The 25,240-nt window shown below is 66.7% G+C and carries 34 protein-coding genes; 1 reads left to right on the forward strand and 33 read right to left on the reverse strand.

Features of this window, described 5'->3' with window-relative positions:
* The 27 genes from LRQ07_RS13700 to rpsL form a co-directional block, all read right to left on the reverse strand.
* On the reverse strand, positions 1-606 hold the full coding sequence (locus tag LRQ07_RS13700; protein WP_047524100.1) for an adenylate kinase: 606 nt from the start codon (positions 604-606) through the stop codon (positions 1-3).
* The gene (secY, locus tag LRQ07_RS13705) at positions 603-1,925 is read right to left on the reverse strand and encodes a preprotein translocase subunit SecY (protein WP_047524101.1); all 1,323 of its coding nucleotides are present in this window, start codon (positions 1,923-1,925) and stop codon (positions 603-605) included. The genes LRQ07_RS13700 and secY overlap by 4 nt, the downstream gene beginning before the upstream one ends.
* Before the next feature lie 183 nt (positions 1,926-2,108).
* Positions 2,109-2,744: a 50S ribosomal protein L15 gene (gene rplO / locus LRQ07_RS13710; RefSeq protein WP_256534926.1), complete on the reverse strand. Its 636-nt coding sequence runs from the start codon at positions 2,742-2,744 to the stop codon at positions 2,109-2,111.
* Entirely contained in the window at positions 2,744-2,929 is a 186-nt protein-coding gene (rpmD, locus tag LRQ07_RS13715) for a 50S ribosomal protein L30 (RefSeq protein ID WP_017201575.1), read from the reverse strand. The genes rplO and rpmD overlap by 1 nt, the downstream gene beginning before the upstream one ends.
* On the reverse strand, positions 2,929-3,606 hold the full coding sequence (gene rpsE, locus LRQ07_RS13720; protein ID WP_269406194.1) for a 30S ribosomal protein S5: 678 nt from the start codon (positions 3,604-3,606) through the stop codon (positions 2,929-2,931). Before rpsE ends, rpmD begins: the two co-directional genes overlap by 1 nt.
* A 20-nt stretch (positions 3,607-3,626) precedes the next feature.
* The gene (gene rplR / locus LRQ07_RS13725) at positions 3,627-3,986 is read right to left on the reverse strand and encodes a 50S ribosomal protein L18 (protein WP_017201578.1); all 360 of its coding nucleotides are present in this window, start codon (positions 3,984-3,986) and stop codon (positions 3,627-3,629) included.
* Positions 3,987-3,988: 2 nt separating this feature from the next.
* Positions 3,989-4,525: a 50S ribosomal protein L6 gene (gene rplF, locus LRQ07_RS13730; RefSeq protein ID WP_047524102.1), complete on the reverse strand. Its 537-nt coding sequence runs from the start codon at positions 4,523-4,525 to the stop codon at positions 3,989-3,991.
* 6 nt (positions 4,526-4,531) lie between these two features.
* On the reverse strand, positions 4,532-4,930 hold the full coding sequence (rpsH, locus tag LRQ07_RS13735; RefSeq protein WP_047524103.1) for a 30S ribosomal protein S8: 399 nt from the start codon (positions 4,928-4,930) through the stop codon (positions 4,532-4,534).
* Positions 4,931-5,062: 132 nt separating this feature from the next.
* A complete protein-coding gene (rplE, locus tag LRQ07_RS13740) occupies positions 5,063-5,653 on the reverse strand; it encodes a 50S ribosomal protein L5 (protein WP_047524104.1) in 591 nt (196 codons plus the stop codon).
* On the reverse strand, positions 5,653-6,012 hold the full coding sequence (rplX, locus tag LRQ07_RS13745; protein WP_047524105.1) for a 50S ribosomal protein L24: 360 nt from the start codon (positions 6,010-6,012) through the stop codon (positions 5,653-5,655). Before rplX ends, rplE begins: the two co-directional genes overlap by 1 nt.
* Before the next feature lie 2 nt (positions 6,013-6,014).
* A complete protein-coding gene (gene rplN / locus LRQ07_RS13750; protein WP_017201583.1) occupies positions 6,015-6,383 on the reverse strand; it encodes a 50S ribosomal protein L14 in 369 nt (122 codons plus the stop codon).
* Positions 6,380-6,712 carry a 30S ribosomal protein S17 gene (gene rpsQ, locus LRQ07_RS13755; RefSeq protein WP_047524106.1) on the reverse strand — a complete coding sequence of 111 codons (333 nt, stop codon included), beginning with the start codon at positions 6,710-6,712 and terminating at the stop codon, positions 6,380-6,382. Before rpsQ ends, rplN begins: the two co-directional genes overlap by 4 nt.
* Entirely contained in the window at positions 6,712-7,029 is a 318-nt protein-coding gene (rpmC, locus tag LRQ07_RS13760) for a 50S ribosomal protein L29 (RefSeq protein WP_017829202.1), read from the reverse strand. The genes rpsQ and rpmC overlap by 1 nt, the downstream gene beginning before the upstream one ends.
* Positions 7,029-7,448 carry a 50S ribosomal protein L16 gene (rplP, locus tag LRQ07_RS13765; RefSeq protein WP_047524107.1) on the reverse strand — a complete coding sequence of 140 codons (420 nt, stop codon included), beginning with the start codon at positions 7,446-7,448 and terminating at the stop codon, positions 7,029-7,031. The genes rpmC and rplP overlap by 1 nt, the downstream gene beginning before the upstream one ends.
* Positions 7,448-8,203 carry a 30S ribosomal protein S3 gene (gene rpsC / locus LRQ07_RS13770; protein ID WP_017201587.1) on the reverse strand — a complete coding sequence of 252 codons (756 nt, stop codon included), beginning with the start codon at positions 8,201-8,203 and terminating at the stop codon, positions 7,448-7,450. Before rpsC ends, rplP begins: the two co-directional genes overlap by 1 nt.
* Positions 8,203-8,601 carry a 50S ribosomal protein L22 gene (gene rplV, locus LRQ07_RS13775; RefSeq protein WP_021201121.1) on the reverse strand — a complete coding sequence of 133 codons (399 nt, stop codon included), beginning with the start codon at positions 8,599-8,601 and terminating at the stop codon, positions 8,203-8,205. Before rplV ends, rpsC begins: the two co-directional genes overlap by 1 nt.
* Positions 8,601-8,882 carry a 30S ribosomal protein S19 gene (gene rpsS, locus LRQ07_RS13780; protein WP_017829205.1) on the reverse strand — a complete coding sequence of 94 codons (282 nt, stop codon included), beginning with the start codon at positions 8,880-8,882 and terminating at the stop codon, positions 8,601-8,603. The genes rplV and rpsS overlap by 1 nt, the downstream gene beginning before the upstream one ends.
* A 12-nt stretch (positions 8,883-8,894) precedes the next feature.
* Positions 8,895-9,734 carry a 50S ribosomal protein L2 gene (gene rplB, locus LRQ07_RS13785; RefSeq protein ID WP_017201590.1) on the reverse strand — a complete coding sequence of 280 codons (840 nt, stop codon included), beginning with the start codon at positions 9,732-9,734 and terminating at the stop codon, positions 8,895-8,897.
* Between the two features lie 20 nt (positions 9,735-9,754).
* The gene (rplW, locus tag LRQ07_RS13790; RefSeq protein ID WP_017829206.1) at positions 9,755-10,078 is read right to left on the reverse strand and encodes a 50S ribosomal protein L23; all 324 of its coding nucleotides are present in this window, start codon (positions 10,076-10,078) and stop codon (positions 9,755-9,757) included.
* A complete protein-coding gene (gene rplD, locus LRQ07_RS13795) occupies positions 10,075-10,737 on the reverse strand; it encodes a 50S ribosomal protein L4 (protein ID WP_047524108.1) in 663 nt (220 codons plus the stop codon). The genes rplW and rplD overlap by 4 nt, the downstream gene beginning before the upstream one ends.
* Before the next feature lie 2 nt (positions 10,738-10,739).
* Complete coding sequence (gene rplC, locus LRQ07_RS13800) at positions 10,740-11,399, reverse strand: 50S ribosomal protein L3 (RefSeq protein ID WP_047524109.1); 660 nt, start codon at positions 11,397-11,399, stop codon at positions 10,740-10,742.
* Positions 11,400-11,407: 8 nt separating this feature from the next.
* Entirely contained in the window at positions 11,408-11,716 is a 309-nt protein-coding gene (rpsJ, locus tag LRQ07_RS13805; protein WP_017201594.1) for a 30S ribosomal protein S10, read from the reverse strand.
* Between the two features lie 834 nt (positions 11,717-12,550).
* Positions 12,551-12,763 (reverse strand): hypothetical protein, encoded by a 213-nt coding sequence (locus LRQ07_RS13810; protein ID WP_045264638.1) that lies wholly within the window; start codon positions 12,761-12,763, stop codon positions 12,551-12,553.
* A 150-nt stretch (positions 12,764-12,913) separates the two neighbouring features.
* A complete protein-coding gene (gene tuf / locus LRQ07_RS13815; RefSeq protein WP_047524110.1) occupies positions 12,914-14,104 on the reverse strand; it encodes an elongation factor Tu in 1,191 nt (396 codons plus the stop codon).
* Between the two features lie 157 nt (positions 14,105-14,261).
* Entirely contained in the window at positions 14,262-16,376 is a 2,115-nt protein-coding gene (gene fusA / locus LRQ07_RS13820; protein ID WP_047524111.1) for an elongation factor G, read from the reverse strand.
* Positions 16,377-16,463: 87 nt separating this feature from the next.
* Positions 16,464-16,934, reverse strand: coding sequence for a 30S ribosomal protein S7 (gene rpsG, locus LRQ07_RS13825; RefSeq protein WP_017201608.1), 471 nt, complete (start codon positions 16,932-16,934; stop codon positions 16,464-16,466).
* Between the two features lie 5 nt (positions 16,935-16,939).
* Positions 16,940-17,308: a 30S ribosomal protein S12 gene (gene rpsL, locus LRQ07_RS13830; protein WP_017201609.1), complete on the reverse strand. Its 369-nt coding sequence runs from the start codon at positions 17,306-17,308 to the stop codon at positions 16,940-16,942.
* A 232-nt stretch (positions 17,309-17,540) separates the two neighbouring features.
* On the opposite strand from rpsL, the gene LRQ07_RS13835 reads away from it, so the two are divergent.
* Positions 17,541-20,756, forward strand: coding sequence for a BTAD domain-containing putative transcriptional regulator (locus LRQ07_RS13835; protein ID WP_256534927.1), 3,216 nt, complete (start codon positions 17,541-17,543; stop codon positions 20,754-20,756).
* Between the two features lie 34 nt (positions 20,757-20,790).
* Here the strand turns inward: LRQ07_RS13835 and LRQ07_RS13840 are convergent, their stop codons facing one another.
* The 6 genes from LRQ07_RS13840 to LRQ07_RS13865 all read right to left on the reverse strand — a co-directional run bounded on the left by LRQ07_RS13840 (position 20,791) and on the right by LRQ07_RS13865 (position 25,239).
* Complete coding sequence (locus LRQ07_RS13840; RefSeq protein WP_256534928.1) at positions 20,791-21,624, reverse strand: ABC transporter permease; 834 nt, start codon at positions 21,622-21,624, stop codon at positions 20,791-20,793.
* Positions 21,621-22,622 (reverse strand): ATP-binding cassette domain-containing protein, encoded by a 1,002-nt coding sequence (locus tag LRQ07_RS13845; protein ID WP_256534929.1) that lies wholly within the window; start codon positions 22,620-22,622, stop codon positions 21,621-21,623. Before LRQ07_RS13845 ends, LRQ07_RS13840 begins: the two co-directional genes overlap by 4 nt.
* Positions 22,623-22,715: 93 nt before the next feature.
* Positions 22,716-23,363, reverse strand: coding sequence for a spermidine/putrescine ABC transporter substrate-binding protein (locus LRQ07_RS13850; RefSeq protein ID WP_194239285.1), 648 nt, complete (start codon positions 23,361-23,363; stop codon positions 22,716-22,718).
* A gap of 67 nt (positions 23,364-23,430) precedes the next feature.
* Positions 23,431-23,865 carry a hypothetical protein gene (locus tag LRQ07_RS13855; RefSeq protein ID WP_256534930.1) on the reverse strand — a complete coding sequence of 145 codons (435 nt, stop codon included), beginning with the start codon at positions 23,863-23,865 and terminating at the stop codon, positions 23,431-23,433.
* A gap of 65 nt (positions 23,866-23,930) precedes the next feature.
* Complete coding sequence (locus LRQ07_RS13860) at positions 23,931-24,971, reverse strand: ABC transporter (RefSeq protein WP_256534931.1); 1,041 nt, start codon at positions 24,969-24,971, stop codon at positions 23,931-23,933.
* A 115-nt stretch (positions 24,972-25,086) separates the two neighbouring features.
* A complete protein-coding gene (locus LRQ07_RS13865; RefSeq protein ID WP_153242816.1) occupies positions 25,087-25,239 on the reverse strand; it encodes a hypothetical protein in 153 nt (50 codons plus the stop codon).
* Position 25,240: the final 1 nt, after the last annotated feature.

Raw genomic sequence — 25,240 nt, forward strand, 5'->3', positions numbered from 1 at the left:
TCAGGAGGCGGAGGCCGCGAGACGCAGACCGCGCGCGGCCAGAGCATCCGCGATGCGCTCGGTGATCTCGTCGAGGGAGCCGACACCGTCGATGCGGTCGACGATGCCCTTGGCGCCGTAGACCTCGAGGATCGGCGCGGTCTCGCGCTCGTAGATGTCGAGGCGGTGGCCGATGGCCTCCGGGGTGTCATCCGAACGTCCCTGCTCGGTCGCGCGCAGGGACAGACGCGACAGGCTCTCCTCGCGCGGCACGTCGAGGAGGATGACGGCGTCGAGGGCCTCCCCCCGCTCCGCGAGGAACGACTCCAGGTGAGCGACCTGCGCGGTGTTGCGCGGGTACCCGTCGAGCAGGAAGCCCTGCGCGGCGTCGGGCTGCGAAAGCCGGTCGCGCACGATCTCGCTCGTCAGCTCGTCCGGAACGAGGTCGCCCTTGTCGAGGATCGCCGTGACCTGCTGGCCGAGGGGCGTGCCCTCCTTGATGTTCGCGCGGAAGATGTCACCGGTCGACACGACCGGGATGCCGTAGGACTCGGCGATGCGCACGCCCTGCGTGCCCTTTCCGGAGCCCTGCGGGCCGACGATGAGAAGACGTGCGGATGCTGTCATCGGAGAAGCCCTTCATAGTGACGCTGCTGGAGCTGCGCATCGATCTGCTTGACCGTCTCGAGACCGACACCGACGATGATCAGGATCGACGCGCCACCGAACGGGAAGTTCTGGTTGGCGCCGACCGTGGCCAGCGCGATCAGCGGGATGAGCGCGATCAGACCGAGGTACAGCGAGCCGGGAAGCGTGATGCGGGTGAGCACGTAGTCGAGGTACTCGGCCGTGGGACGCCCTGCACGGATGCCCGGGATGAAGCCGCCGTACTTCTTCATGTTGTCCGCGACCTCGACCGGGTTGAACGTGATCGCCACGTAGAAGTAGGTGAAGCCGATGATCAGCAGGAAGTACGCGGCCATGTAGACCGGGCTGTTGCCCGTCGTGAAGTTCGCGCTGATCCACGAGACCCAGGCGGGCGGCGTCGAGCCGTCCTGTGGGGTGTTGAACTGAGCGATGAGCGCAGGGATGTACAGCAGCGACGACGCGAAGATCACGGGGATCACACCCGCCATGTTGACCTTGATCGGGATGTAGGTGTTCGTCCCGCCGTAGGTGCGGCGACCGACCATGCGCTTGGCGTACTGGACGGGGATCCTTCGCTGGGATTGCTCGACGAAGACGACGAGCCCCATCACGACGATTCCGACGAGCAGCACCAGGAGGAAGACCTCGAAGCCCTTGGTCTGCCAGATGAGCCCCATGGCGCCGGGGAACGTCGCGGCGATCGAGGTGAAGATGAGCAGGGACATGCCGTTGCCGATGCCGCGCTCGGTGACGAGCTCGGCGAACCACATGATCAGACCGGTACCGGCCGTCATCGCCATGATGATGAGCAGCTGCGCCCACCACACGTCGTTGGTCAGGAGCTGCTGGCAGGCGGCGAGATCTGTCGTCCCGAAGAGCTGACCGCTGCGCGCGACCGTGACGAGAGTCGTCGACTGGAGCAGCGCGAGAGCGATCGTGAGGTAGCGCGTGTACTGGGTCAGGCGGGCCTGACCGGCCTGGCCTTCCTTGTGCAGCGCCTCGAAGTGCGGGATGACCACGCGCAGGAGCTGCGTGATGATCGTCGCGGTGATGTACGGCATGACACCGAGCGCGAAGATCGACAGCTGCAGCAGCGCGCCACCGGAGAAGAGGTTGACCAGTCCGAGCAGACCATCGGTGCCCGCGTTGGCGGCGAGACACTCTTCGACGTTCGGGAAGTTCACGAACGGTGCCGGGACGTTGGAGCCGAGCCGGTAGATCGCGATGATGGCGAGGGTGAAACCGATCTTCCGACGCAGGTCGGGGGTGCGGAAGATCCGCGCGATGGCGCTAAACAAGGACGTTCCTCCTGAAAAGGTTGCCGATTCCCGAAGGACGGCTGAAAGACCAGGGTAACGCAAACCGGGCTTCCCGGAATTCGCCACCGATACCAGGCCCGCCGGATGCGGCCCCAGAGCGAGGTCTCGGAGTGTGAAACCACAAGAGGGGCCGGAGAATCTCCGGCCCCTCTTGCACTGCGGTTACTTGACGGATCCGCCCGCCGCGACGATCTTCTGCTCGGCGGAACCCGAGACCTTGTCGACCGAAACGGTGAGCTTGACGGCGATGTCGCCGTTACCGAGAACCTTGACCTTCTCGTTCTTGCGAACGGCACCCTTGGCGACCAGGTCGCCCACGGTGACGTCGCCACCCTTGGGGTACAGCTCCGCGAGCTTCTCCAGGTTCACGACCTGGTACTCCACGCGGAACGGGTTCTTGAACCCGCGCAGCTTCGGGGTGCGCATGTGCAGCGGCATCTGCCCACCCTCGAAGCCGACGCGAACGGTGTTACGCGCCTTGGTGCCCTTGGTACCACGACCAGCGGTCTTACCCTTGGAGCCCTCACCACGGCCGACGCGAGTCTTGGCGGTGTTGGATCCGGGGACGGGACGCAGGTGGTGCACCTTCAGCACGCCGGGGCGGGACGCCGGAGCGTCCTTCGCGGGCGCAGCCTTCTTGGCAGCCGGCTTCTTGGCGGGAGCCTCAGCCTTGGCGTCGGCTGCTGCGCTCTTGGCCGGAGCCTTCTTCGCAGCAGGCTTCTTCTCGGCGGCAGCCTTGGGAGCTGCAGCCTTCTTCGCGGCCTTCTCGGCCTCGACGGCCTCGTTCTTCTCAGCCATTAGTCGATCTCCTCAACCTTGACGAGGTGGGCGACGGTCTTGACGTAACCGCGCGTCTGCGCGTCGTCGGGGCGGACGGTGGTGTCACCGATCCGCTTGAGACCGAGGCTGCGCAGCGTGTCGCGCTGGTTCTGCTTCTCGCTCACCTTGGACTTGATCTGCGTGACCTTCAGTCGCGCGGCCATCAGGCACCTACCTTCTGTGCGGCGATGGCCTCGGCCTCGGCGCGGACGAGACGCGCAGGGGCGACCTGGTCGAACTCGAGGCCACGACGTGCGGCGACCGCACGAGGCTCCTCGAGCTGCTTCAGGGCGGTGACCGTCGCGTGCACGATGTTGATCGTGTTCGACGAGCCGAGCGACTTCGACAGCACGTCGTGGATACCGGCGCACTCGAGCACGGCGCGGACCGGACCACCGGCGATGACACCGGTACCGGCAGCGGCCGGGCGGAGCAGGACCACACCAGCGGCGGCCTCACCCTGCACGGGGTGCGGGATGGTGCTGCCGACGCGCGGAACGCGGAAGAAGTTGCGCTTGGCCTCTTCGACACCCTTCGAGATGGCCAGGGGGACCTCACGGGCCTTGCCGTAGCCGACGCCGACCAGACCGTTGCCGTCACCGACGACCACGAGAGCGGTGAAGCTGAAGCGACGACCACCCTTCACGACCTTCGAGACACGGTTGATGGTGACGACGCGCTCCAGGAACTGGTTGTCACCACGGTCGCGCGAGTTGCGGTCGCGGCCACCCTGGTTGCGGTCACCACGGCCACCACGGCGGCCGTCGCGCTGATCGCGAGTCGGCTCTGCCTGCGTGGTGCCTGCAGCCGTCTCGGAAGTGGCAGCAGCCGCTTCGGTCACTTCGTTCTCCTTGTTGTCACTCACAGTGCCAGACCCCCCTCACGGGCGCCGTCGGCGATGGCGGCGACACGACCGGCGTAGCGGTTGCCGCCACGGTCGAACACTGCCTCGGAAACGCCTGCGGCCTTCGCGCGCTCGGCGAGGAGCTCGCCGACCTTGCGGGCCTTGGCGGTCTTGTCACCCTCGAGCGAGCGCAGGTCGGTCTCGAGCGTCGAAGCCGACGCGACGGTGTGACCCTTGCTGTCGTCGACCAGCTGCACGAAGACGTGGCGGGCCGAACGGTTGACGACGAGACGCGGACGCGCCTCGGTGCCGACGACCTTCTTGCGAAGGCGGGCGTGACGACGCGCGCGGGCGTCAGACTTTGACTTGAGAGCCATGGTTACTTACCACTCTTTCCGGCCTTGCGACGCACGTTCTCGCCGGCGTAGCGCACACCCTTGCCCTTGTACGGCTCAGGCTTGCGGATCTTGCGGATGTTCGCAGCTGCCTCACCGACAGCCTGCTTGTCGATCCCGCTGACGGTGAGCTTGGTGGTGCCCTCGACCGTGAGCGTGATGCCGGCGGGCGGGTCGACCAGGACCGGGTGCGAGAAGCCGAGGGCGAACTCGACCGAGCTCCCCTTCTGCTGCACGCGGTAACCGGTGCCGACGACCTCGAGACCCTTGGTGTATCCCTGGGTCACGCCGATGATGTTGTTGTTGATGAGCGTGCGGGTCAGGCCGTGAAGCGACCGCGACTCGCGCTCGTCGTCGGGACGGGAGACCAGAACCTGGTTCTCCTCGACCGCGACCTCGATGGGGCTGGCCACCGTGAGGGTGAGCTCACCCTTGGGGCCCTTCACCGCGACCTCACGGCCGTCGACCGAAACGGTCACGCCCGCAGGAACGTCGATGGGAAGTCGTCCAATACGCGACATTTCGAATTACCACACGTAGGCGAGAACTTCTCCGCCCACGCCCTTCTGCTCAGCCTGACGGTCGGTGAGAAGACCGGAGGAAGTGGACAGGATGGCCACGCCGAGGCCGCCGAGGACCGTGGGCAGCTCGGTCGACTTCGCGTAGACGCGGAGACCGGGCTTCGAGACGCGCTTGATGCCGGCGATGGAGCGCTCACGGTTGGGACCGTACTTCAGCGTCAGCGTGAGGTTCTTCCCGACGCGAGCGTCAGAGGTCTCCCAACCGGCGATGTAGCCCTCCTGCTGGAGGATCTCAGCGATGTGCGTCTTGAGCTTGCTCGACGGCAGGGTCACGGAATCGTGGTGCGCCGAGTTCGCGTTGCGCAGACGGGTCAGCAGATCTGCGACCGGGTCTGTCATTGTCATTGTTGTTTTCCTTTGTTCATGAGGTTCCGGCTGCCGTTACACGACAGACGGCCTGCGATGACACGCAATTTTCAATTGTACGTGCACATCGACGGGCTCAGTGACACGAGACCACTGAGCCCGTCAAGGGTGTTACGCCTGTGCGTCTTCCGAGCGGAACGGGAAGCCGAGGTGGCGGAGCAGTGCCCGACCCTCGTCATCCGTCTTCGCGGTGGTGACGACGGTGATGTCGAAACCGCGAACCCGGTCGATCTTGTCCTGATCGATCTCGTGGAACACGCTCTGCTCCTGGAGACCGAAGGTGTAGTTGCCGTTGCCGTCGAACTGCTTGGCCGAGAGACCGCGGAAGTCGCGGATACGGGGCAGAGCGAGCGAGACGAGGCGGTCGACGAACTCCCACGCGCGGTCGCCACGGAGAGTGACGTGCGCGCCGATGGCCTGACCCTCACGCAGCTTGAACTGCGCGATGGACTTGCGGGCCTTCGTGACGATCGGCTTCTGGCCGGTGATCTTGGTGAGGTCGTCGACCGCGCCATCGATCACCTTGCTGTCGCGAGCTGCCTCGCCGACACCGGTGTTCACGACGACCTTGACCAGTCCGGGGATCTGCATGACGTTCGAGTAACCGAACTCTTCCTGCATCGCCTTCTTGATCTCGGTGTTGTACTTCTGCTTCAGGCGCGGCTGGATCTTGCCAGCCGGCGCGGCAGTGTCGGTGCTCATCAGAGGTCCTTACCGCTCTTCTTCGCGTAGCGCACGCGGACGGTGCGCTTCACGCCGTCCTTCGTCTGCTCCTCGACCCGGTGGCCGACCTTGGTCGGCTTCTTGGTCGAGGGGTCGACGAGTGCGACGTTCGAGATGTGGATGGAGGCTTCGACGGTCTCGAGGCCTCCGGTCTTGGTGCCACGCTGCGTCTGTCCGACGCGGGTGTGCTTGGTGACGTAGTTCACGCCTTCGACGATGACGCGGTTCTTGTCGGAAAGGACATCGAGGACCTTGCCCTGCTTACCGCGGTCGCCGCCACGCTCCTGCGTGGCACCCGTGATGACCTGAACCAGGTCACCCTTCTTGATCTTCGCCATGATTAGATGACCTCCGGCGCCAGCGAGACGATCTTCATGAACTTCTTGTCACGAAGCTCACGACCGACCGGTCCGAAGATACGGGTGCCGCGGGGCTCCCCGTCGTTCTTCAGGATCACGGCGGCGTTCTCGTCGAACTTGATGTAGGAGCCGTCCGGACGACGGACCTCCTTCTTGGTGCGGACGATGACCGCCTTGACGACGTCGCCCTTCTTGACGTTGCCACCGGGGATCGCGTCCTTGACGGTCGCGACGATGGTGTCGCCGAGGCCCGCGTAGCGGCGCTTCGAGCCACCGAGAACGCGGATCGTGAGCAGCTCCTTGGCGCCGGTGTTGTCGGCGACCTTGAGTCGGGATTCCTGCTGGATCACTTGGCCTTCTCCAGAATCTCCACCAGGCGCCAGCGCTTCGTGGCGCTGAGCGGGCGGGTCTCGTTGATCAGGACCAGGTCGCCGATGCCGGCGGTGTTCGCCTCATCGTGCGCCTTGACCTTCGAGGTGCGGCGGATGACCTTGCCGTAAAGCGGGTGCTTCACGCGGTCCTCGACCTCGACCACGATGGTCTTGTCCATCTTGTCGCTGACGACGTAGCCGCGACGCGCCTTGCGGTAGCCGCGTGCAGCGGTGTCGCGGACGTCGTGCTCGGACGACTCGTGTCCTGCGGCCTGCGTCTCCGCAGTCGCTTCCTTCTTGGTGGCCATCACTCAGCCTCTTCCTTCACGGCGTCGTCGGCGGAGTCCGCCTTCTTCGCCTTCGACTTGGTCGCCTTCTTGGCCGGAGCCTCGACCGGAGCGGGCGTCGCACGGATGCCCAGCTCGCGTTCGCGGATCACGGTGTAGAGACGCGCGATGTCGCGCTTGACGGCGCGGATGCGGCCGTGGCTCTCCAGCTGGCCGGTGGCCGACTGGAAACGGAGGTTGAACAGCTCCTCCTTGGCCTTGCGCAGCTCCTCGACGAGGCGCTGGTCTTCGAATGTGTCGAGCTCTGCCGGGGCGAGCTCCTTGGTGCCGATCGCCATTACGCGTCGCCCTCCTCGCGCTTGATGATGCGTGCCTTGAGCGGCAGCTTGTGAATTGCTCGGGTCAGAGCTTCGCGAGCGAGCTGCTCGTCGACACCCGCGACCTCGAAGAGGACACGGCCCGGCTTGACGTTGGCGACCCACCACTCGGGGGAACCCTTACCGGAACCCATGCGGGTCTCGGCAGGCTTCTTCGTGAGCGGACGGTCGGGGTAGATGTTGATCCACACCTTTCCACCACGCTTGATGTGACGGGTCATCGCGATACGAGCGGACTCGATCTGACGGTTCGTCACGTAAGCGGGCGAAAGCGCCTGGATACCGTACTCGCCGAAGGAGACCTTCGTGCCGCCGGTGGCCTGACCCGAGCGCCCGGGGTGGTGCTGCTTGCGGAACTTGACCTTACGGGGGATGAGCATTATGCCGACGCTCCTTCTGCGACAGGTGCCTCGTTGCGCGGGGCACGGCGGCGGTCGCCACCACGGTCGTCACGACGAGCCTTGGGTGCGTTGGCCTGCTCGCGAGCGAGCTCCTTCGCGGTCAGGTCGCCCTTGTAGATCCAGACCTTCACGCCGATGCGGCCGAAGGTGGTCTTCGCCTCGTAGAAGCCGTAGTCGATGTTCGCGCGCAGCGTGTGCAGCGGCACACGACCCTCGCGGTAGAACTCCGAACGGCTCATCTCGGCGCCGCCGAGGCGGCCGGAGACCTGAATACGGATGCCCTTGGCGCCGGCGCGCTGAGCGCCCTGCAGACCCTTGCGCATCGCACGACGGAACGCCACACGAGCAGAGAGCTGCTCGGCGATGCCCTGCGCAACGAGCTGAGCATCGGCCTCGGGGTTCTTGACCTCGAGGATGTTCAGCTGGATCTGCTTGCCCGAGAGCTTCTCGAGGTCGCCGCGGATGCGCTCGGCCTCGGCTCCACGACGACCGATCACGATGCCCGGACGGGCGGTGTGGATGTCGACGCGGACGCGGTCACGGGTGCGCTCGATCTCGATGTTCGAGACACCGGCGCGGTCGAGCTGCGTCTTGAGCAGGTTGCGGATCTTGATGTCCTCGGCGACGTAGTCGGCGTAACGCTGCCCCGGCTTCGTCGAGTCAGAGAACCAACGCGAGACGTGGTCCGTCGTGATGCCGAGACGGAAGCCGTACGGGTTTACCTTCTGTCCCATTACTTGCTCGCCTTCTTGTTGCTGTCGCCCGTGGCGGCCGGAGCTGCCTCAGGCGTCGAGAGCACGACCGTGATGTGGCTCGTGCGCTTCTTGATCTGGAAAGCGCGACCCTGTGCACGGGGCTGGAAACGCTTGAGCGTCGTGCCCTCGTCGACGTACGCGTTCGCCACGTACAGGTCCTGCTCGTCGAGGAATTCGCCGTCGCGATCCGCCTTCACCTGCGCGTTGGCCATGGCCGACGCGACAAGCTTGTAGATCGGCTCGCTGGCGCTCTGCTGCGCGAACTTCAGGATGGCGAGAGCCTCCTGAGCCTGCTTGCCCTTGATGAGCGCGACGACACGGCGAGCCTTCTGAGGGGTCACGCGGATGTGTCGCACGCGTGCGATCGATTCGACCATTAGCGGCGCCGCCCCTTCTTGTCGTCCTTCTCGTGACCGCGGAAGGTGCGGGTGGGCGCGAACTCGCCCAGCTTGTGACCGACCATGGTCTCGGACACGAACACAGGGATGTGCTTGCGTCCGTCGTGGACCGCGATCGTGTGACCCAGCATGGCCGGGATGATCATGGACCGACGGGACCAGGTCTTGATGACGTTCTTGGTGCCGGCTTCGTTCTGCACGACCACCTTGCGAAGCAGGTGATCGTCGACGAAGGGGCCCTTCTTAAGACTGCGAGGCATCTTCTCTTACTCCTACTTGCGCTTCTTGCCGGCGTTACGACGACGCACGATGTACTTGTCGCTTTCCTTGTTGGCGTGACGGGTACGACCCTCCGCCTGGCCCCACGGGGAGACGGGGTGACGACCACCGGAGGTCTTACCCTCACCACCACCGTGCGGGTGGTCGACCGGGTTCATCGCGACACCACGGACCGTCGGGCGGACGCCCTTCCAGCGCATACGGCCGGCCTTGCCCCAGTTGATGTTCGACTGCTCGGCGTTGCCGACCTCGCCGATGGTCGCGCGGCAGCGCGCATCGACGTTGCGGATCTCACCCGAGGGGAGACGCAGCTGGGCGTAGGGGCCGTCCTTGGCGACGAGACGGACGGATGCACCGGCCGAACGTGCCATCTTCGCGCCGCCGCCGGGGCGGAGCTCGATCGCGTGGATGACGGTACCGGTGGGGATGTTCTTCAGCGGGAGGTTGTTACCCGGCTTGATGTCAGCCCCAGCACCCGACTCGACGATGTCGCCCTGCTTCAGCTTCGCCGGGGCGAGGATGTAGCGCTTCTCACCGTCGAAGTAGTGCAGCAGCGCGATGCGCGCGGTGCGGTTGGGGTCGTACTCGATGTGAGCGACCTTGGCGTTGACGCCGTCCTTGTCATTGCGACGGAAGTCGATGACGCGGTACTGGCGCTTGTGGCCACCACCGATGTGACGGGTCGTGATGCGGCCCTGGTTGTTGCGACCACCGGTCTTCGAGAGCGGGCGCAGCAGCGACTTCTCCGGCGTCGATCGAGTGATCTCGGCGAAGTCAGCCACCGACGAGCCGCGACGGCCCGGGGTCGTGGGCTTGTACTTGCGAATAGCCATGATTGTCCTTATCCCCCGGATCAGCCGATTGCCGTGAAGATGTCGATGGTGCCCGACTTCAGGGTGACGATGGCGCGCTTGGTGTCCTTGCGCTTGCCGGTTCCGAAGCGGGTGCGGCGAGCCTTGCCGACGCGGTTGAGGGTGTTGACCCCTGCGACCTTGACGCCGAAGATCTTCTCGATGGCGAGCTTGATCTCGGTCTTCGAAGCGCGCGGGTCGACGAGGAAGGTGTACTTTCCTTCATCGATGAGCCCGTAGCTCTTCTCGGACACGACCGGCTTCAGGATGATGTCGCGCGGGTCCTTGTTCAGGGCCGTCTGGAGAACAGATGCCTGCTCGCTCATGCGGAGACCTCCTGGTTGGCGCCGGACTTGGAGGCGATGAAGCCCTCGAGCGCGGCCTGGGTGAAGACGATGTCGTCGGAGACGAGCACGTCGTATGCGTTGAGCTGGTCGAACGTCAGCACGTGCAGGTTCGACAGGTTGCGGATGCTCTTCAGCGTCACGTCGTCGCCCCGCTCGATGACGACGAGCACGTTCTTCGACGAGACGACGTTGGTGAGGAAGCTCACCGCGGTCTTGGTCGAGGGCGTGCCGTCAATCCCGAAGGAGTCGATGGCGTGGATGCGGTCTCCGCGGAAGCGGTCGCTGAGCGCGCCCAGCAGGGCGGCGGCGATCATCTTCTTGGGGGTGCGCTGCGAGTAGTCACGCGGCTTCGGGCCGTGGACGATGCCACCACCGGTCATGTGCGGCGCGCGGATGGAACCCTGACGGGCGTTACCCGTGCCCTTCTGCTTGAAGGGCTTGCGGCCGGCACCAGAGACCTCGCCACGACGCTTGGTCGAGTGCGTGCCCTGGCGTGCCGCCGCGAGCTGCGCGACGACGACCTGGTGGATGAGCGGGATGTTCGTCTTGGCGTCGAACAGTGCGGCGGGAAGCTCGATGGAGCCTGCCTTCTTGCCGTCTGCCTTGAGGACGTCGAGCGCGAGAGTGGAGTCAGCCATGATCAGGCACCCTTCACTGCGTTGCGGACATAGACGATGCGACCACGAGCACCGGGGACGGCGCCCTTGACGAGCATGAGTCCCTTCTCGATGTCGATGGCGTGCACCGTGAGGTTGAGGACGGTCACGCGCTCGCCACCCATACGGCCGGCCATGCGCATGCCCTTGAAGACGCGGCTCGGGGTCGACGATGCGCCGATGGAGCCGGGCTTGCGGTGGTTGCGGTGTGCACCGTGCGAAGCCGAGACGCCCTTGAAGTTGTGGCGCTTCATGACACCGGCGAAGCCCTTGCCCTTGCTCGTGCCGACGACGTCGACGAGCTGGCCTGCCTCGAAGGTGCCGTCGACCGTGAGCTCCTGGCCCAGGGTGTAGTCGCCGGCGTCCGCGGTGCGGATCTCGGTGACGTGACGACGCGGCGTGACGCCGGCTGCCTCGAAGTGAGCGGAGAGCGGCTTGTTCACCTTGCGGGGGTCGATCTGGCCGTAGGCGATCTGCACGGCGTTGTAGCCGTCCTTCTCGGGGGTACGGACCTGGGTGACCACGTTCGGTGCCAGCTCGATGACGGTGACGGGAACGAGCTTGCCGCTCTCGTTCCAGACCTGGGTCATGCCGAGCTTCGTGCCGAGCATGCCCTTGGAAACCTTGGAATTGATGTCAGCCATGTCGAACCTCAGAGCTTGATCTCGATGTTGACATCGGCCGGCAGGTCGAGACGCATCAGCGAGTCGACAGCCTTGGGCGTCGGGTCGACGATGTCGATCAGACGCTTGTGGGTGCGCATCTCGAAGTGCTCGCGGCTGTCCTTGTACTTGTGGGGCGACCGGATGACGCACACGACGTTCTTCTCGGTCGGAAGGGGCACGGGGCCGACGACGGTTGCGCCCGCACGGGTCACGGTGTCGACGATCTTGCGTGCGGACGTGTCGATGACCTCGTGGTCATACGACTTCAGGCGAATGCGGATCTTCTGTCCCGCCATTGTCTGCTCTCTCTCTTTAGGCGTCTTACCGTCCGGGACCGGGTGGCCCTGGGGCATTGGACGCACGTCGGCGCTGTTCGCGCCTCGGCACGAGAACGGCTCTCACGAGTCGATCTGCTGCACCACTGTTCTTCTGTCAGCCGGAAGCCGTGAGGCGACCGGATGCCGACCTTCCACCGCGCACGGCGGAACCCTTCATGATGAGGGGGTGTCGGGGTGTGTTCTGCTACCCGCGGCCTAGAACCCTGCGCCGTCCCGGAGGAGGCGCCGTCTATGCACTGCCCTGGCAGTGATCCGTCGCACGCACAGCGGCAACGGAATATCGAACCTGTCTATTCTGCCACGGCCCATTTCACTTCTGCAAACCCGGGCGTGTCGCGGTCGTCTCGCGTCCCTCAGAAGCGCAGCGGAGACGTCAGATCGCAGGAGATAGCGGGGCGAGGCATCCCCATGCCTCGCCCCGCTTGGGGAGGGCGTTCAGTGCGAGGGGGCACACCGAACGCGAGTAGCCCGGCGTGAAGGGACGCCAGGCTCCTCGACCGAGGGCGCGGCGGAAGACCCGCCGCGCAGGCAGGGAGACGCTCAGGCGCAGTGACTGCGCGCGTCGCACGATGATCCCCAAGATCGCATATCCCCAGTTTGGACGCGGATGACCGCGTGTTCCCGGAAACCGAACCCCTTCGGCTTCCATGACCGCAAGATCCCCAGGCGGTCGAGACGATCCTACTCGATGCAGCAGCGAATCCGCCACATTTGACACCGGGTCTCACCGCCCGGCACCGAAAAGCGGCGCCCCCCCCCCGGGGGGGCGCCGCTCAGCGACGACGGGCGCGGCTACTCGTTGCCGACGGCCTTGTCCGCGCTGTCCCGGATCTCGTCGATCTTGTCCGCCGCGCCGGGTGCGATCTTCTTCGCGAAGTCGGCGACACCGTCGAGCACCTTGTCGCTGATGTCCTCCGCCTGCTCGCTCTTCACGGCTTCGGCGATCTTGTCCTTGTTCTGCTCGTAGAGGTCCTTGCCCTTGTTCACGGCGTCCTCGATACCCATGTGACTCCCCTTCTGAGACGTGTGCGGTCGTCCGATCGGGGCGACCACACTCATTGTGCATGTCCACCCCGCCGAAGGGAACCCTCGCCGCCCGTCCACGACAAAGGGGCCGGACCCGAAGGCCCGACCCCTTTGCGAGGAAGCAGATGCTTACTTGATGATCTTCGTGACCGTACCGGCGCCGACGGTGCGTCCACCCTCACGGATGGCGAAGCCGAGGCCCTCCTCCATGGCGATCGGCTGGATCAGCTCGACCGTCATGTCGGTGGTGTCGCCGGGCATGACCATCTCGGTGCCCTCGGGCAGCGAGATGACGCCGGTGACGTCGGTGGTGCGGAAGTAGAACTGCGGGCGGTAGTTCGTGTAGAACGGGTTGTGACGGCCACCCTCGTCCTTCGACAGGATGTACGCGGTGCCCTCGAAGTCGGTGTGCGGCGTGACCGAACCCGGCTTGACGATGACCTGACCGCGCTCGACGTCTTCACGCTTGGTACCGCGGAGCAGCAGACCACAGTTCTCGCCGGCCCAGGCCTCGTCGAGCTGCTTGTGGAACATCTCGATACCCGTGACCGTGGTCTTGACGGTCGGACGGAGTCCGACGATCTCGACCTCGGAGTTGATGGCCAGCGTGCCACGCTCGGCGCGACCCGTGACGACGGTTCCACGACCGGTGATCGTGAAGACGTCCTCGACGGGCATCAGGAACGGCTTGTCGCGGTCACGCTCCGGGTCCGGAACGCTGTCGTCGACGGCCTGCATCAGGTCCAGGATCGCCTGGACCCACTTCTCGTCGCCCTCGAGGGCCTTGAGAGCGGAGACGCGGACGACAGGAGCGTCCTCGTCGAAGCCCTGGCCGGCGAGCAGCTCGCGGACCTCGAGCTCGACGAGCTCCAGGATCTCCTCGTCGTCGACCATGTCGGACTTGTTCAGCGCGACGAGCAGGTAGGGAACGCCGACCTGCTTGGCGAGCAGCACGTGCTCACGCGTCTGAGCCATCGGGCCGTCGGTGGCGGCGACCACGAGGATCGCGCCGTCCATCTGAGCCGCACCGGTGATCATGTTCTTGACGTAGTCGGCGTGGCCGGGAGCGTCGACGTGCGCGTAGTGGCGCTTCGGGGTCTCGTACTCGATGTGCGAGATGTTGATGGTGATACCACGCTGGCGCTCTTCCGGCGCCGAGTCGATGGAAGCGAAGTCACGCTGCACGTTGGTGTCGGACGGGTACTTGTCAGCAAGCACCTTCGAGATCGCTGCGGAGAGCGTGGTCTTGCCGTGGTCGACGTGACCGATCGTTCCGATGTTGACGTGCGGCTTGGTCCGCTCGAACTTGGCCTTAGCCACTGGGTCCTCCTCAGGACGTCGTTGTAGAGGTGACCGGGCACTGGTTTGCGACCGGTTCTCTACGGGTTAGGTTCTCAGTTTAGTAGAGAGGGAATGTGAAGTTGTAGGTGACCTGGGAACCCCGCGGCGCTTCGCCGTGGGGAACCCAGAAGGGTGATTACTCGCCCTTGGTCTTCTGGACGATCTCGTCCGCCACCGCGCGGGGAACCTCAGCGTAGCTGTGGAACTCCATCGAGTACACGGCGCGGCCCGAGGTCTTCGAGCGCAGGTCGCCGATGTAGCCGAACATCTCGGACAGCGGCACCTGAGCGCGGACGACCTTGACGCCGGCGGCGTCTTCCATCGACTGGATCTGGCCACGGCGCGAGTTCAGGTCACCGATGACGTCGCCCATGTACTCCTCCGGAGTACGGACCTCGACGGCCATCAGCGGCTCGAGCAGCACGGGGTTGGCACGGCGAGCGGCCTCCTTGAAGCCCATGGAGCCCGCGATCTTGAACGCCATCTCCGAGGAGTCGACGTCGTGCGCTGCACCATCGACGATGGTTGCCTTGACGCCGACCATCGGGTAGCCCGCGAGCACACCGACGTTCATCGCGTCCTGGAAACCAGCATCGATCGAGCCGATGTACTCACGAGGGATGCGACCACCGGTGACGGCGTTCACGAACTCGTAAGTCGTCTCGGAGTCGAGCTCGAGCGGCTCGATGTTGAACTGGATCTTCGCGAACTGTCCAGAACCACCGGTCTGCTTCTTGTGCGTGTAGTCGTGCTTCTCGACGGTCTTGCGGATCGTCTCACGGTACGCGACCTGCGGCTTGCCGACGTTCGCCTCGACGCGGAACTCGCGCTTCATGCGGTCGACGAGGATGTCGAGGTGTAGCTCGCCCATGCCCTTGATGGTCGTCTGACCGGTCTCGGGGTTGAGCTCCGTGCGGAAGGTCGGGTCCTCCTCAGCGAGCTTCTGGATCGCGAGACCCAGCTTCTCCTGGTCGGCCTTGGTCTTCGGCTCGATCGCGACCTCGATCACAGGCTCCGGGAACGTCATCGACTCGAGGACGACCGGAGCTGCCGGGTCGGCGAGGGTGTCACCGGTGGTGGTGTCCTTCAGGCCGATGACCGCGTAGATGTTGCCGGCGGTCAGCGAGTCGACCGGGTTCTCCTTGTTGGCGTGCATCTGGAAGATCTTCCCGATGCGCTCCTTCTTGCCCTTGGTCGAGTTGACCACGGCGGAGCCCGAGTCGAGGTGACCCGAGTAGACGCGCACGTAGGTGAGGCGACCGAAGAACGGGTGCACGGCGACCTTGAAGGCCAGCGCCGAGAACGGGTCGTTGGCGTCGGGGTGACGCTCGATGATCGTGTCGTAGTCCTTCGGGTCGTGCGCCTCGATGGCACCGACGTCGAGGGGGTTCGGCAGGAAGTCGACGACCGCGTCGAGCATCGGCTGGACACCGCGGTTCTTGAACGCGGAACCGCAGAGCACCGGGTAGATCTCGCTCGCGACGGTCAGCTTGCGGATCGCGCCCTTGATCTCGGCGACCGTGAGCTCCTCGCCGCCGAAGAACTTCTCGAGCAGCGCGTCGTCGGTCTCGGCGACGACCTCGAGGAGCTGCTGACGGTACTCGTCCGCCTTCTCCTTGAGGTCGGCGGGGATCTCCTGGACTTCGTACTTGGCGCCCATGGTGACATCACCCTTGGAGTCGCCGGGCCAGACCAGTGCACGCATCTCGATCAGGTCGATGACCCCGATGAAGTCGTTCTCCGCACCGATGGGCAGCTGGATGACCAGCGGCTTGGCGCCGAGGCGGCTGACGATCGTGTCGACCGTGAAGTAGAAGTCGGCACCGAGCTTGTCCATCTTGTTGACGAAGCAGATGCGCGGCACGTTGTACTTGTCGGCCTGACGCCACACGGTCTCGGACTGGGGCTCGACGCCCTCCTTGCCGTCGAACACGGCGACAGCGCCGTCGAGGACGCGGAGCGAGCGCTCCACCTCGACCGTGAAGTCCACGTGACCGGGGGTGTCGATGATGTTGATCTGGTTCTTGTTCCAGAAGCAGGTCACGGCGGCAGACGTGATCGTGATGCCGCGCTCCTTCTCCTGCTCCATCCAGTCGGTGGTCGAGGCGCCGTCGTGCGTCTCGCCGAGCTTGTGGTTGACGCCCGTGTAGAACAGGATGCGCTCGGTCGTCGTGGTCTTGCCGGCATCGATGTGCGCCATGATGCCGATGTTGCGGACCTTGCTCAGGTCCGTGAGCACGTCTTGTGCCACAGGAGTGTCCTTATCTTTTGGAGCAGTCTTACTGCGAAGAGGGGGTGCCCGTCCCCCGACGGGAGGCCGGGGGACGGGCGAAGCTGTTTACCAGCGGTAGTGAGCGAACGCGCGGTTCGACTCGGCCATCTTGTGCGTGTCCTCACGGCGCTTGACCGCGGCACCCAGGCCGTTGGACGCGTCGAGGATCTCGTTCTGGAGACGCTCGGTCATCGTCTTCTCACGACGGCCCTTCGCGTAGCTCACGAGCCAGCGCAGAGCGAGCGTGTTGGCGCGGTGAGGCTTGACCTCGACCGGCACCTGGTAGGTCGAACCACCGACGCGGCGGCTGCGGACCTCGAGGGTCGGGCGCACGTTGTCGAGCGCCTTCTTGAGCGTGGCGACGGCGTCCTGGCCGTTCTTCGCCTCGACACCGCGGAGGGCGCCGTAGACGATCGACTCGGCCAGCGACTTCTTGCCGTCGACGAGGATCTTGTTCACCAGCGAGGTGACGATCGGTGCGCCGTATACCGGGTCGTTGACGACGGGGCGCTTCGGGGCGGGTCCCTTACGAGGCATCTAACTCAACCCTTCTTCGCGCCGTAGCGGGAACGAGCCTGCTTACGGTTCTTGACTGCCTGGGTGTCCAGGGCGCCACGGACGATCTTGTAACGCACACCGGGAAGGTCCTTGACACGACCGCCGCGCACGAGCACGAGCGAGTGCTCCTGCAGGTTGTGGCCCTCACCGGGGATGTACGCGGTGACCTCGGTGCCGTTGCGGAGCTTCACACGAGCGACCTTGCGCATCGCCGAGTTCGGCTTCTTCGGGGTGGTGGTGTAGACGCGGGTGCAGACCCCGGCCTGCTGCGGGTTCGACTTGAGCGCCGGCGCCTTGGTCTTGGTGACCTTGGGCGAGCGACCCTTGCGAACCAACTGCTGAATGGTTGGCACGTTCTCTCCTCATAGTGCTGCACGGTGACAGCGTGATGGGTTTCACATCATGACCCACCGGCACGCCGGAATCGACGAGCTTTTGGTGTGGTGGGTATGCCGTGGGGGCGGACCGGCATGGTGCCGACGCCCAGCGCGCACGTCGAGACGTGCACACACCTGGTCAAGTGTAATGCCGCGTAACGTGGCGGTCAAATGAGCGCCACTCCCCCGCGGCTAGGCTGGCGTGGTGATGAAGGAGCCGCCTCGGGTCGCCGTGTTGGGTCCGACGACCGTGCACGGGGCGTCGAATGCGGCACCCGTCGAGCTCCCGGGACCGACCGCACGTGCACTGCTGGTCTCGCTGGTCCTGAACGCCGGTCGCCCCCGCGGCATCGAGGCGCTGGCGGCCGAGATCTGGACCGACGAAGACCTCCCGCAGAACCCACGGGGATCACTCCAGACACTGGTCTCACGGCTGCGGGCAGCCGGCGGCGCCGACCTGATCCGCAGCGAACCCGGTGGCTACGCGCTCGCCTCCGGAGAAGACACCGACCTCGCCCGTGCACGCTCCCTGGAAACCGCGGCATCGCGACTGCCGGAGGGGGATCCGGCGCGCCTCGCGCTCGCCGACGAGGGGCTCGCCCTCTGGCGTGGGGAGCTCGGCGCGGACCTCGGTGGCTCCCCCGTCGCCACGGAGCTCATCGACGTCGCGACCTCCGTGCGCGAACGACTGGAAGACCTCCGCAGCCGCACACTCGTCGCGGTGGGGAGGGCGGAGGAGGCGATACCGTCCTTGAGCTCCCAGGCCGTGGCGCATCCGTACGACGAGAACGTGCACGTCCGGCTGATGGAAGCCCTCGCCGCTGCGGATCGCTCTCAGGAGGCGATCGTGGTCTTCGCCGAGCTGCGCGAACGACTGCGCGACGAGCTCGGTTCCACCCCGGGCGCGACGGCCACCGCGCTGAACGCCCGCATCCTGCGCGGCGAGGCCACCCCGCAGGCCGCTCCCCTGCGCATCGGCCTGCGATCCGCCGCCAATGTTCTGATCGGGCGTGACGATGACCTCGCACGCGTCGAGGCCCGACTCGCGCGAGGTCGCCTCGTGACGATCCTCGGTGCGGGCGGTCTCGGCAAGACCCGCCTCGCCCAGGCCGTGGCGGCCGCCTCCGAGGCCCCCGTCGTCGCCGTCATCCCGCTCGCGAGCATCCGTGCGGACGCCGACCTCGAACCGGCGATCGGTGCCGCGCTCGGCATCAGTGAGAACCGTGCCGGCAGCACACTGGCCGATGCCCGCTCGCAGCCGGATCTGCGCGCCCGCATCGTCGCACTGCTGGCGGAGCGGCCCGCTCTGCTCGTCCTCGACAACTGTGAGCAGATCATCGACGCGGTCGCGGCGTGGACGAGCGACGCGCTCGCCATCCTCCCTGACCTCCGCATCCTCGCGACGAGCCGCACGCCCATCGCCATCGGCGCCGAGGCCGTATACCCCCTGGCGCCCCTCCCGATCGGGGAGTCAGGCGACGTCGGTCCCGCCGTGCGTCTGTTCCTGGAGCGTGCGTCCGCCGTGCGACCGGATGCGATCCTCCCCCCGGAGGTCATCGCTCGCCTGTGTCGCAGGCTGGACGGGCTGCCGCTGGCCATCGAGCTCGCCGCCGCCCGCATGCGCACCATGACGGCACAGCAGATCGAATCGCGACTGGAGAACCGCTTCGCACTGCTCACGAGCGCCGACCGCTCCGCGCCGGAGCGGCACCGGACGCTCCAGGCCGTGATCGAGTGGAGCTGGGACCTCCTTGATCTCGATGCCCGACGGGCGCTCGGTCGACTCTCGCTGCTGCCCTCCGGCTTCTCCGCCGCCACCCCCGCCGCCGTGCTCGGTGACGAGGCGGTCGATGACCTGCTCGACCGCCTCGCCGGACAGTCGCTCCTCGTCGTCACCGAGACGGCCGAGCAGAGCGGAGTGAGATTCCGGATGCTCGAGACCGTCCGCGAGTTCGGTCTCTCCCGGCTCCGCGACGACGGTGAGGAGGAGGAGGCGTGGGACGCGGTCCTGCGTTGGGCGTCCGCCTTCAGCCAAGTGCCCGGAGCCGGGCTGTTCGGTGCGTTCTCGCCTCTGCAGCCCGACGTGCTCCGCGAGCTGAACGTCGAGAACGACAACCTCGTCGCCGCGCTCCGACGCTCGCTCGACCTCGGACGAGGACCGGAGGCCACCGCCATCTTCGCAGCCCTGACCTCGTCTTGGGTGGCCCGGGGCGCCTTCACCGAGCTGATCGGCTTCACCCCGTCGATGATGGCGGCCATCCACGACATGCCCGACGATGCCGTGCCTGCGGATGTGCTGGCCCCGGTGTTGCTGGTCAGCGCGCTGATGGCGATGGTCGATGAAGGGCGCCGCAGCCTACGGGTGTTCCATCGGGTCCGACGCCTGCGGAACGAGGCCGCCGACCTGAGCCCGGCGTGGACTGCGCTCGCGGAGATCGCCGATACCGCGGCGCACCCCGACCGCATGTCCGCGCGGCTGGCCGAGCATCGCCTCTCCCCCGACCCCTCCGTCCGCCTCGTGGGCGAGTTCCTCACGGCGCAGTCCGCGGAGAACGAGGGCCAGGCGGACCTGGCCGGTGCAGCCGCACAGCGCGCGTGGGAGCTGGCGGAGCGCATCGGAGATCGTTGGCTCGCCGGACTGTCGGCGAGCTCCGCAGCCCAGGTCGCCAGCCAGTCCGCGCGCCCGGCGGAGACCCTGACGTGGCTCGATCGCGCCCGACGCGGCCCTGACGGGTTCGACGACCTGGACGAGCGCCGTCAGCAGGACTGGGTCCGTGGTGTGAGCCTCGTGAGCCTGGGACGACTCGACGAGGCGGATCAGCTCTTCGAACAGCTCACCCACGTCACCGAGCTCACACCGCAGGGGCTCGAATTCGCGTCCGTCGGTTGGGTGGGACTCGCGGAGACGGCTCGCGCGCGCGGTCGGATCGAGGTCGCAGCCGCTCACTACGAACGAGCGATGACCACGTTCCGCTCCGACGATCAGCGGGCTTCCCCGTGGTATCTCCTGGTTATGTCGGGCTTCGTCTCGGCGGCGGTGCTCGACGGCTTCGCGACCTCGCAGAGCACGGAACGTTGGGCTCGACGGCTGCGCACCCGCATGCTGGCCATCGTCCGGATGCGTTCGGGGTACATCGACCGCCCCGTCCTGGGCACGACCTTGGCCGGCTGGTCGACCTGGGCGCTCACCGTGCCCGCGCTCCAAGACCGCGGCCTGCTCGCTCTGGCGCTCGCCGAAGCACTCGGCGGCCGGCAGGACCTCCCGGGCCTGCACCTCGACGTGCTCCGGGCTCACGCCACGTCGCTCGTCGGCCGCGAAGCCGTGGCCGCGGCGCGCGCCCGGGTCGCCGGCTACCCGGCCGAGGAGCTGACTGCCCGCGCACTCCGCGTCTTCGACATGCGGGAGACGCCCCGAGTCGTCTGAACCACTCGGGGCGTCTCGGGATTCGGCGCTCTCGTCAGGCTTTGCGCATGTAGGCCCGCACCGTCAGCGGCGCGAACACCGCGACGATCACGGCGGCACCGAGGAGCGAGATCCAGGCGTCGACACCGAAGACGCCGTTGTTGACGATCTCGCGGACCGCGGTGACCAGGTGCGAGACCGGGTTGATATTCACGAAACCCTGCAGCCAACCGGGCATCGTGTCGACCGGCACGAAGGCGTTCGAGAGGAACGTCAGCGGGAAGAGCACGAGCATCGAGATGCCCTGGACGCTCGAGGCGGTCCGCGCGATCACCCCGAAGAACGCGAAGATCCAGCTGATCGCCCACGAGCATGCGATCACGAGGAGTCCCGCGCCGATCACCGCCCCGATACCGCCCTCAGGCCGCAGCCCCATGAGGTAACCCATGGTGAAGGTCAAGGTCGTCGCGATCGCATACCGGATCGTGTCTGCCAACAGTGCTCCGGACAGCGGCGCGATGCGTGCGATCGGCAGAGAACGGAACCGGTCGAACACGCCCTTGTCCATGTCTTCGCGCAGTTGGGTGCCGGTGACGACCGAGGTGGTGATCACCGTCTGGACGAGGATGCCGGGGATGATCGTCGGCAGATACGAGGCAACGTCCCCCGAGATCGCTCCGCCGAAGATGTACGTGAACATCAGCGTGAAGATGATCGGCTGCAGTGTGACGTCGAAGAGCTGTTCCGGTGTCCGCCGGATCTTCACGAGCCCCCGGTAGGCCATCGTGAGGGTGTTCTGAACGGTCTGCGTGATGCTCGTGTGGTTCTTGAGGCGGCGCTCCGATGCCGGGACGATCCTCCGCCCCGGGTCCGTGGCGATGGCACTCATGCGTGCACCTCTTCCTTCTCTGCGTCGGGGGACGGTGCCGCCTGATCGGCGGCGTCGTGACCCGTGATGGTGAGGAAGACCTCGTCGAGCGTCGGCTTCTGCACGCTCAGCTCCGTCACCCCGATCCCGCTTTCGCGCAGCGCGATGAGCAGATCGGCGACGCGATCGGCATCCGCCATCGGTGCGGTGATGCGGGCGGCCTCGGGCGAGAGCGTGCCGCGCACACCGAGGATGCGTTCGATGGCCAGGAGCGCATCCGCTGTATCGGTCGCCTCGGCGAGACGCAGCTGCAGGCTCGAGCTCCCGACCGATCCCTTGAGCTCGTCCGCCGTCCCCTCCGCGACGACACGGCCTCGATCGATCACCGCGATCCGGTCGGCGAGTTGATCGGCCTCGTCGAGATACTGCGTCGTGAGGAGCACCGTGGAGCCGGTCGAGACGAGTTCGCGGATCGTGTCCCACATCTGCCCCCGGGTGCGCGGATCGAGCCCGGTCGTCGGCTCGTCGAGGAAGATGAGCGGAGGTTGGGCGATGAGGGATGCGGCGAGGTCGAGACGCCGCCGCATCCCCCCGCTGAATTGCTTGAGCGGTCGGCGGGCGGCCTCGCTCAGGCCGAAGCGTTCGAGCAGTTCGACGGACTTGCCCCGAGCCTCTGCGCGTGAGAGTCCGAGCAGACGGGCGAAGATCAGCAGGTTCTCGGTCGCGGAGAGGGTCTCGTCGACCGAGGCGAACTGCCCGGTGACGCCGATCAACTGCCGGACGATCTGCGGCTCGCGGACGACGTCGTGACCGAACACGCGGCCGACGCCGCCGTCCGGACGCATGAGCGTCGCGAGCATGTTGATGGTCGTGGTCTTCCCTGCGCCGTTCGGACCGAGGACACCGTAGACGGTGCCGGTCTTCACCCGGAGGTCGACGCCGTCGACCGCCCGGTTCTGACCGAACACCTTCACGAGTCCCTCGGCCTCGACGGCCCAGTCTGATGTGAGATCTGTCATGCCCACAGCCTCCGACGCGCCGCTTTCACGGGTCTGTCGTCACGCTGTCAGGCGCTGTCCTTCGCCGACAGCGTGGAGGCTCCGTCGCGAGGATCAGGGGATGTCGGGATCGAAGGGCGAGTCCAGCGACTCGGTCAACTCCGCCAGCAGCGCCTCGATCTGAGGCTCGACATGCTGGGAGATCGCCGCCTGGATGACGATCCGGTGCCCGAGCAGCATGTTGCAGATCTCCCGGCCGACCATGTTGGCGTACTCGTCGGCGAGGGCGACTTCTTGGCGGAGAGCGATCTTCGCCTCCTCCGTGAGCGGTGGCAGCGCCGGGAGCTCTGCGGCGGAGTCGTCGGCGAGGCCGGCGATCGTGAACAGGAACGGTGCTCCGGGTACCGGCTCCGGATCGAGCGGGAGCCCGTCGAACTCGGGGTCGAGGTCTTCGGCCGGTCGGTAGCTGCGGGCGCGATTGCGTGCGGCCTGCTGGTCGAGCTCTCGCTGCAGCATCGGGAGGTTCTGCGCCGTGTACTCGGCGACCGCGTGGTCGACGATGGTCTTGATCCGGGTCGAGAGCCCATGCTGCACGCCGTGGGGCGCGTTCGCTCCGATCCCGGCGGCGGCGAGGATCGGAGACCCCAGACAACGGCGGCAGGGCGCGACGCGGCCTCGATGGGTCGCCGGCTCCCAGCGCGGCACCCAGCGCAACCAGGCCTCGACGGCTTGGTCCACCTGCGTCTCCAGTGAGCGCTCCACCCCACCAGCGTACGGCGCGTCGCCCTTCACCGCGTCGATTTCCCCTTCCGCGGCGGGGCGTGGAAGGTCACTCGTCCTCGTCGCGCTCCCAAGGCCAACGCGGATGCTCAGCACGAGTGCGTCGGAGAGCGACGCCACCCCACGCGGCGATCAGCGCCGCCACGAGCAGCACCGCGCTCACTCCACCCCGGACGAGGTCCCCGGCGACCGCCGTGGCGATCACGACGTCCGACGTTCCGAGGAGAACGGCGAACCACACGACCACGAGATGCGCGAGGACAGTGACGAGCGCGATCGTGATCGTGGAGACGAAGGACGGACGCCGGGTCCGGAGGGTCACCCACAAGAGCACCGCGAAGGCGACGACCGCGGCGAGCATCCCCACCACCCCCGGAGCCTGACCGAGGTCGGGGGTCGAGATGATGTCGGTGTCGGTCGCCACGCTCAGGGCACCGAGCCCGAACACCGCGAGCGCGAAGAAGCTGATGGTGGCGAGCACCACCGCCAAGACAGCCGAAACCCCCGCGGACTCGGGCCCGCGGGGGTTCGGCGTGGTGGAGTTCGTGATTACCTCGACAGCGTCGGACCGGCTTCGAGGGTGCGCTCGTACTCGCGCTGCGCCTCGGCGTTCAGCTCGGTCTTGCGCGCACCGCTGCGGGACACCCATGCGCCGAACCAGATGGTCAGCTCACGGGCGAACACGAACGCGGCGATCGCCAACGGCGCCAGCAGCTGTTCCCCGACGAGGTCGAGTCCCTGCGAGGCGGTGAGCTTCCAGAACGGCGCCTCGAACAGCTGCCCGAGGATATGGCCGGCGTACGCGATGACGCCGACGAGGAGACCGAACACGACCCAGAGGCCCCAGCGTCCGCGGTTGATGATCGCGCCGAGCAGCCAGAACCCGAGGAAGAACACGACGACGGGCGTCCAGTATCCCCACGTGAGCAGCGGCGCGAGCGCCGCTTCACCGATGTTCTCGCCCGTGACATCACCGGCGACCGCGCCGAATCCCAGCGCCGCGCCCAGGTAGAGCACGGCGAAGACGAGGGTCGCGAGCAGACCGATGAGCCCGGCGGTTCCGCGGTTGCCGCGATCACGTGGCGGCTCCGGAGCCTGCACGAAGATCGGCTGCGGCTGGGCCGCCGCCGCACCCGCGCTCGCGGCGACCAGCGGCTCCGACGGGACGATGCGGGTGTCGGCCTCATCGCCATACTGCGCGTAGGCACCGCCGGCCATGCCGGACTGTTCGTGGCCGAACGGTGCGGGCTCGGCCACGACCGGTTCAGGGAAGAAGGAAGCACTGTCGGCGTCGGCCTCAGCGCGGACATCGCGCACGTCGGGGTTCGATGCGGCGGCCGGCGTCGCTGTCGCGGCGGGGGGCGGAGGAGCGAACGTGCCGGGGTGTTCCCGCTCGGCCTCTTCGAAGGCGGCGAGGTCGGGGTCGACGGGCGCGGCGACGGGGTCGACGGGACCGCCATCCACGCTGTCGTTCGCGCCGGGAACATCCGCGCCCGCTGCGGCGGCGTCTGCGAGACCGGCGTTCGCGCTGCCGACGACGTCGTCGACGTCAGCCGGCTTCTCGGGCTGGGGGCCGTCGGGATCACTCATGGGGTGCGCCTCTCATCGGATATGTGCATTGAGAGGGTACCGCCGCGTGAACGGCCGCTCACGCAGGCGTGCCGACGTGTCGCCATGCAGGTGAGGACGGGCCGGTCGCCACCGCTCAGGGGAGGGCGGTGCGCAGGGCGTCGCCCGCGAACGCGGCCAGCACGGGAAGGATCGGGAGGGACAGCCAGACGAGCGCCCCGATGATCGCGGCACACACGACACCGGCGAACCAGCTCATCGCGATGCTGCGCCCAGCCACTCGTGCCATA

This window comes from Microbacterium sp. J1-1 (genome assembly GCF_024498615.1).
Taxonomy (GTDB): Bacteria; Actinomycetota; Actinomycetes; order Actinomycetales; family Microbacteriaceae; genus Microbacterium; species Microbacterium aurugineum.

Excerpts from the sequence above, each read along its gene's own strand:
- LRQ07_RS13700 (WP_047524100.1), bottom strand. The coding sequence starts at position 606 with ATGACAGCATCCGCACGTCTTCTCATCGTCGGCCCGCAGGGCTCCGGA.
- rplO (WP_256534926.1), bottom strand. The coding sequence starts at position 2,744 with ATGGCTGAGAAGAACGAGGCCGTCGAGGCCGAGAAGGCCGCGAAGAAG.
- rpmD (WP_017201575.1), bottom strand. The coding sequence starts at position 2,929 with ATGGCCGCGCGACTGAAGGTCACGCAGATCAAGTCCAAGGTGAGCGAG.
- rplR (WP_017201578.1), bottom strand. The coding sequence starts at position 3,986 with ATGGCTCTCAAGTCAAAGTCTGACGCCCGCGCGCGTCGTCACGCCCGC.
- rplF (WP_047524102.1), bottom strand. The coding sequence starts at position 4,525 with ATGTCGCGTATTGGACGACTTCCCATCGACGTTCCTGCGGGCGTGACC.
- rpsH (WP_047524103.1), bottom strand. The coding sequence starts at position 4,930 with ATGACAATGACAGACCCGGTCGCAGATCTGCTGACCCGTCTGCGCAAC.
- rplE (WP_047524104.1), bottom strand. The coding sequence starts at position 5,653 with ATGAGCACCGACACTGCCGCGCCGGCTGGCAAGATCCAGCCGCGCCTG.
- rplX (WP_047524105.1), bottom strand. The coding sequence starts at position 6,012 with ATGGCGAAGATCAAGAAGGGTGACCTGGTTCAGGTCATCACGGGTGCC.
- rpsQ (WP_047524106.1), bottom strand. The coding sequence starts at position 6,712 with ATGGCCACCAAGAAGGAAGCGACTGCGGAGACGCAGGCCGCAGGACAC.
- rpmC (WP_017829202.1), bottom strand. The coding sequence starts at position 7,029 with ATGGCGATCGGCACCAAGGAGCTCGCCCCGGCAGAGCTCGACACATTC.
- rplP (WP_047524107.1), bottom strand. The coding sequence starts at position 7,448 with ATGCTCATCCCCCGTAAGGTCAAGTTCCGCAAGCAGCACCACCCCGGG.
- rpsC (WP_017201587.1), bottom strand. The coding sequence starts at position 8,203 with ATGGGACAGAAGGTAAACCCGTACGGCTTCCGTCTCGGCATCACGACG.
- rplV (WP_021201121.1), bottom strand. The coding sequence starts at position 8,601 with ATGGTCGAATCGATCGCACGCGTGCGACACATCCGCGTGACCCCTCAG.
- rpsS (WP_017829205.1), bottom strand. The coding sequence starts at position 8,882 with ATGCCTCGCAGTCTTAAGAAGGGCCCCTTCGTCGACGATCACCTGCTT.
- rplB (WP_017201590.1), bottom strand. The coding sequence starts at position 9,734 with ATGGCTATTCGCAAGTACAAGCCCACGACCCCGGGCCGTCGCGGCTCG.
- rplW (WP_017829206.1), bottom strand. The coding sequence starts at position 10,078 with ATGAGCGAGCAGGCATCTGTTCTCCAGACGGCCCTGAACAAGGACCCG.
- rplD (WP_047524108.1), bottom strand. The coding sequence starts at position 10,737 with ATGGCTGACTCCACTCTCGCGCTCGACGTCCTCAAGGCAGACGGCAAG.
- rplC (WP_047524109.1), bottom strand. The coding sequence starts at position 11,399 with ATGGCTGACATCAATTCCAAGGTTTCCAAGGGCATGCTCGGCACGAAG.
- rpsJ (WP_017201594.1), bottom strand. The coding sequence starts at position 11,716 with ATGGCGGGACAGAAGATCCGCATTCGCCTGAAGTCGTATGACCACGAG.
- LRQ07_RS13810 (WP_045264638.1), bottom strand. The coding sequence starts at position 12,763 with ATGGGTATCGAGGACGCCGTGAACAAGGGCAAGGACCTCTACGAGCAG.
- rpsG (WP_017201608.1), bottom strand. The coding sequence starts at position 16,934 with ATGCCTCGTAAGGGACCCGCCCCGAAGCGCCCCGTCGTCAACGACCCG.
- LRQ07_RS13835 (WP_256534927.1), top strand. The coding sequence starts at position 17,541 with ATGAAGGAGCCGCCTCGGGTCGCCGTGTTGGGTCCGACGACCGTGCAC.
- LRQ07_RS13840 (WP_256534928.1), bottom strand. The coding sequence starts at position 21,624 with ATGAGTGCCATCGCCACGGACCCGGGGCGGAGGATCGTCCCGGCATCG.
- LRQ07_RS13845 (WP_256534929.1), bottom strand. The coding sequence starts at position 22,622 with ATGACAGATCTCACATCAGACTGGGCCGTCGAGGCCGAGGGACTCGTG.
- LRQ07_RS13860 (WP_256534931.1), bottom strand. The coding sequence starts at position 24,971 with ATGAGTGATCCCGACGGCCCCCAGCCCGAGAAGCCGGCTGACGTCGAC.
- LRQ07_RS13865 (WP_153242816.1), bottom strand. The coding sequence starts at position 25,239 with ATGGCACGAGTGGCTGGGCGCAGCATCGCGATGAGCTGGTTCGCCGGT.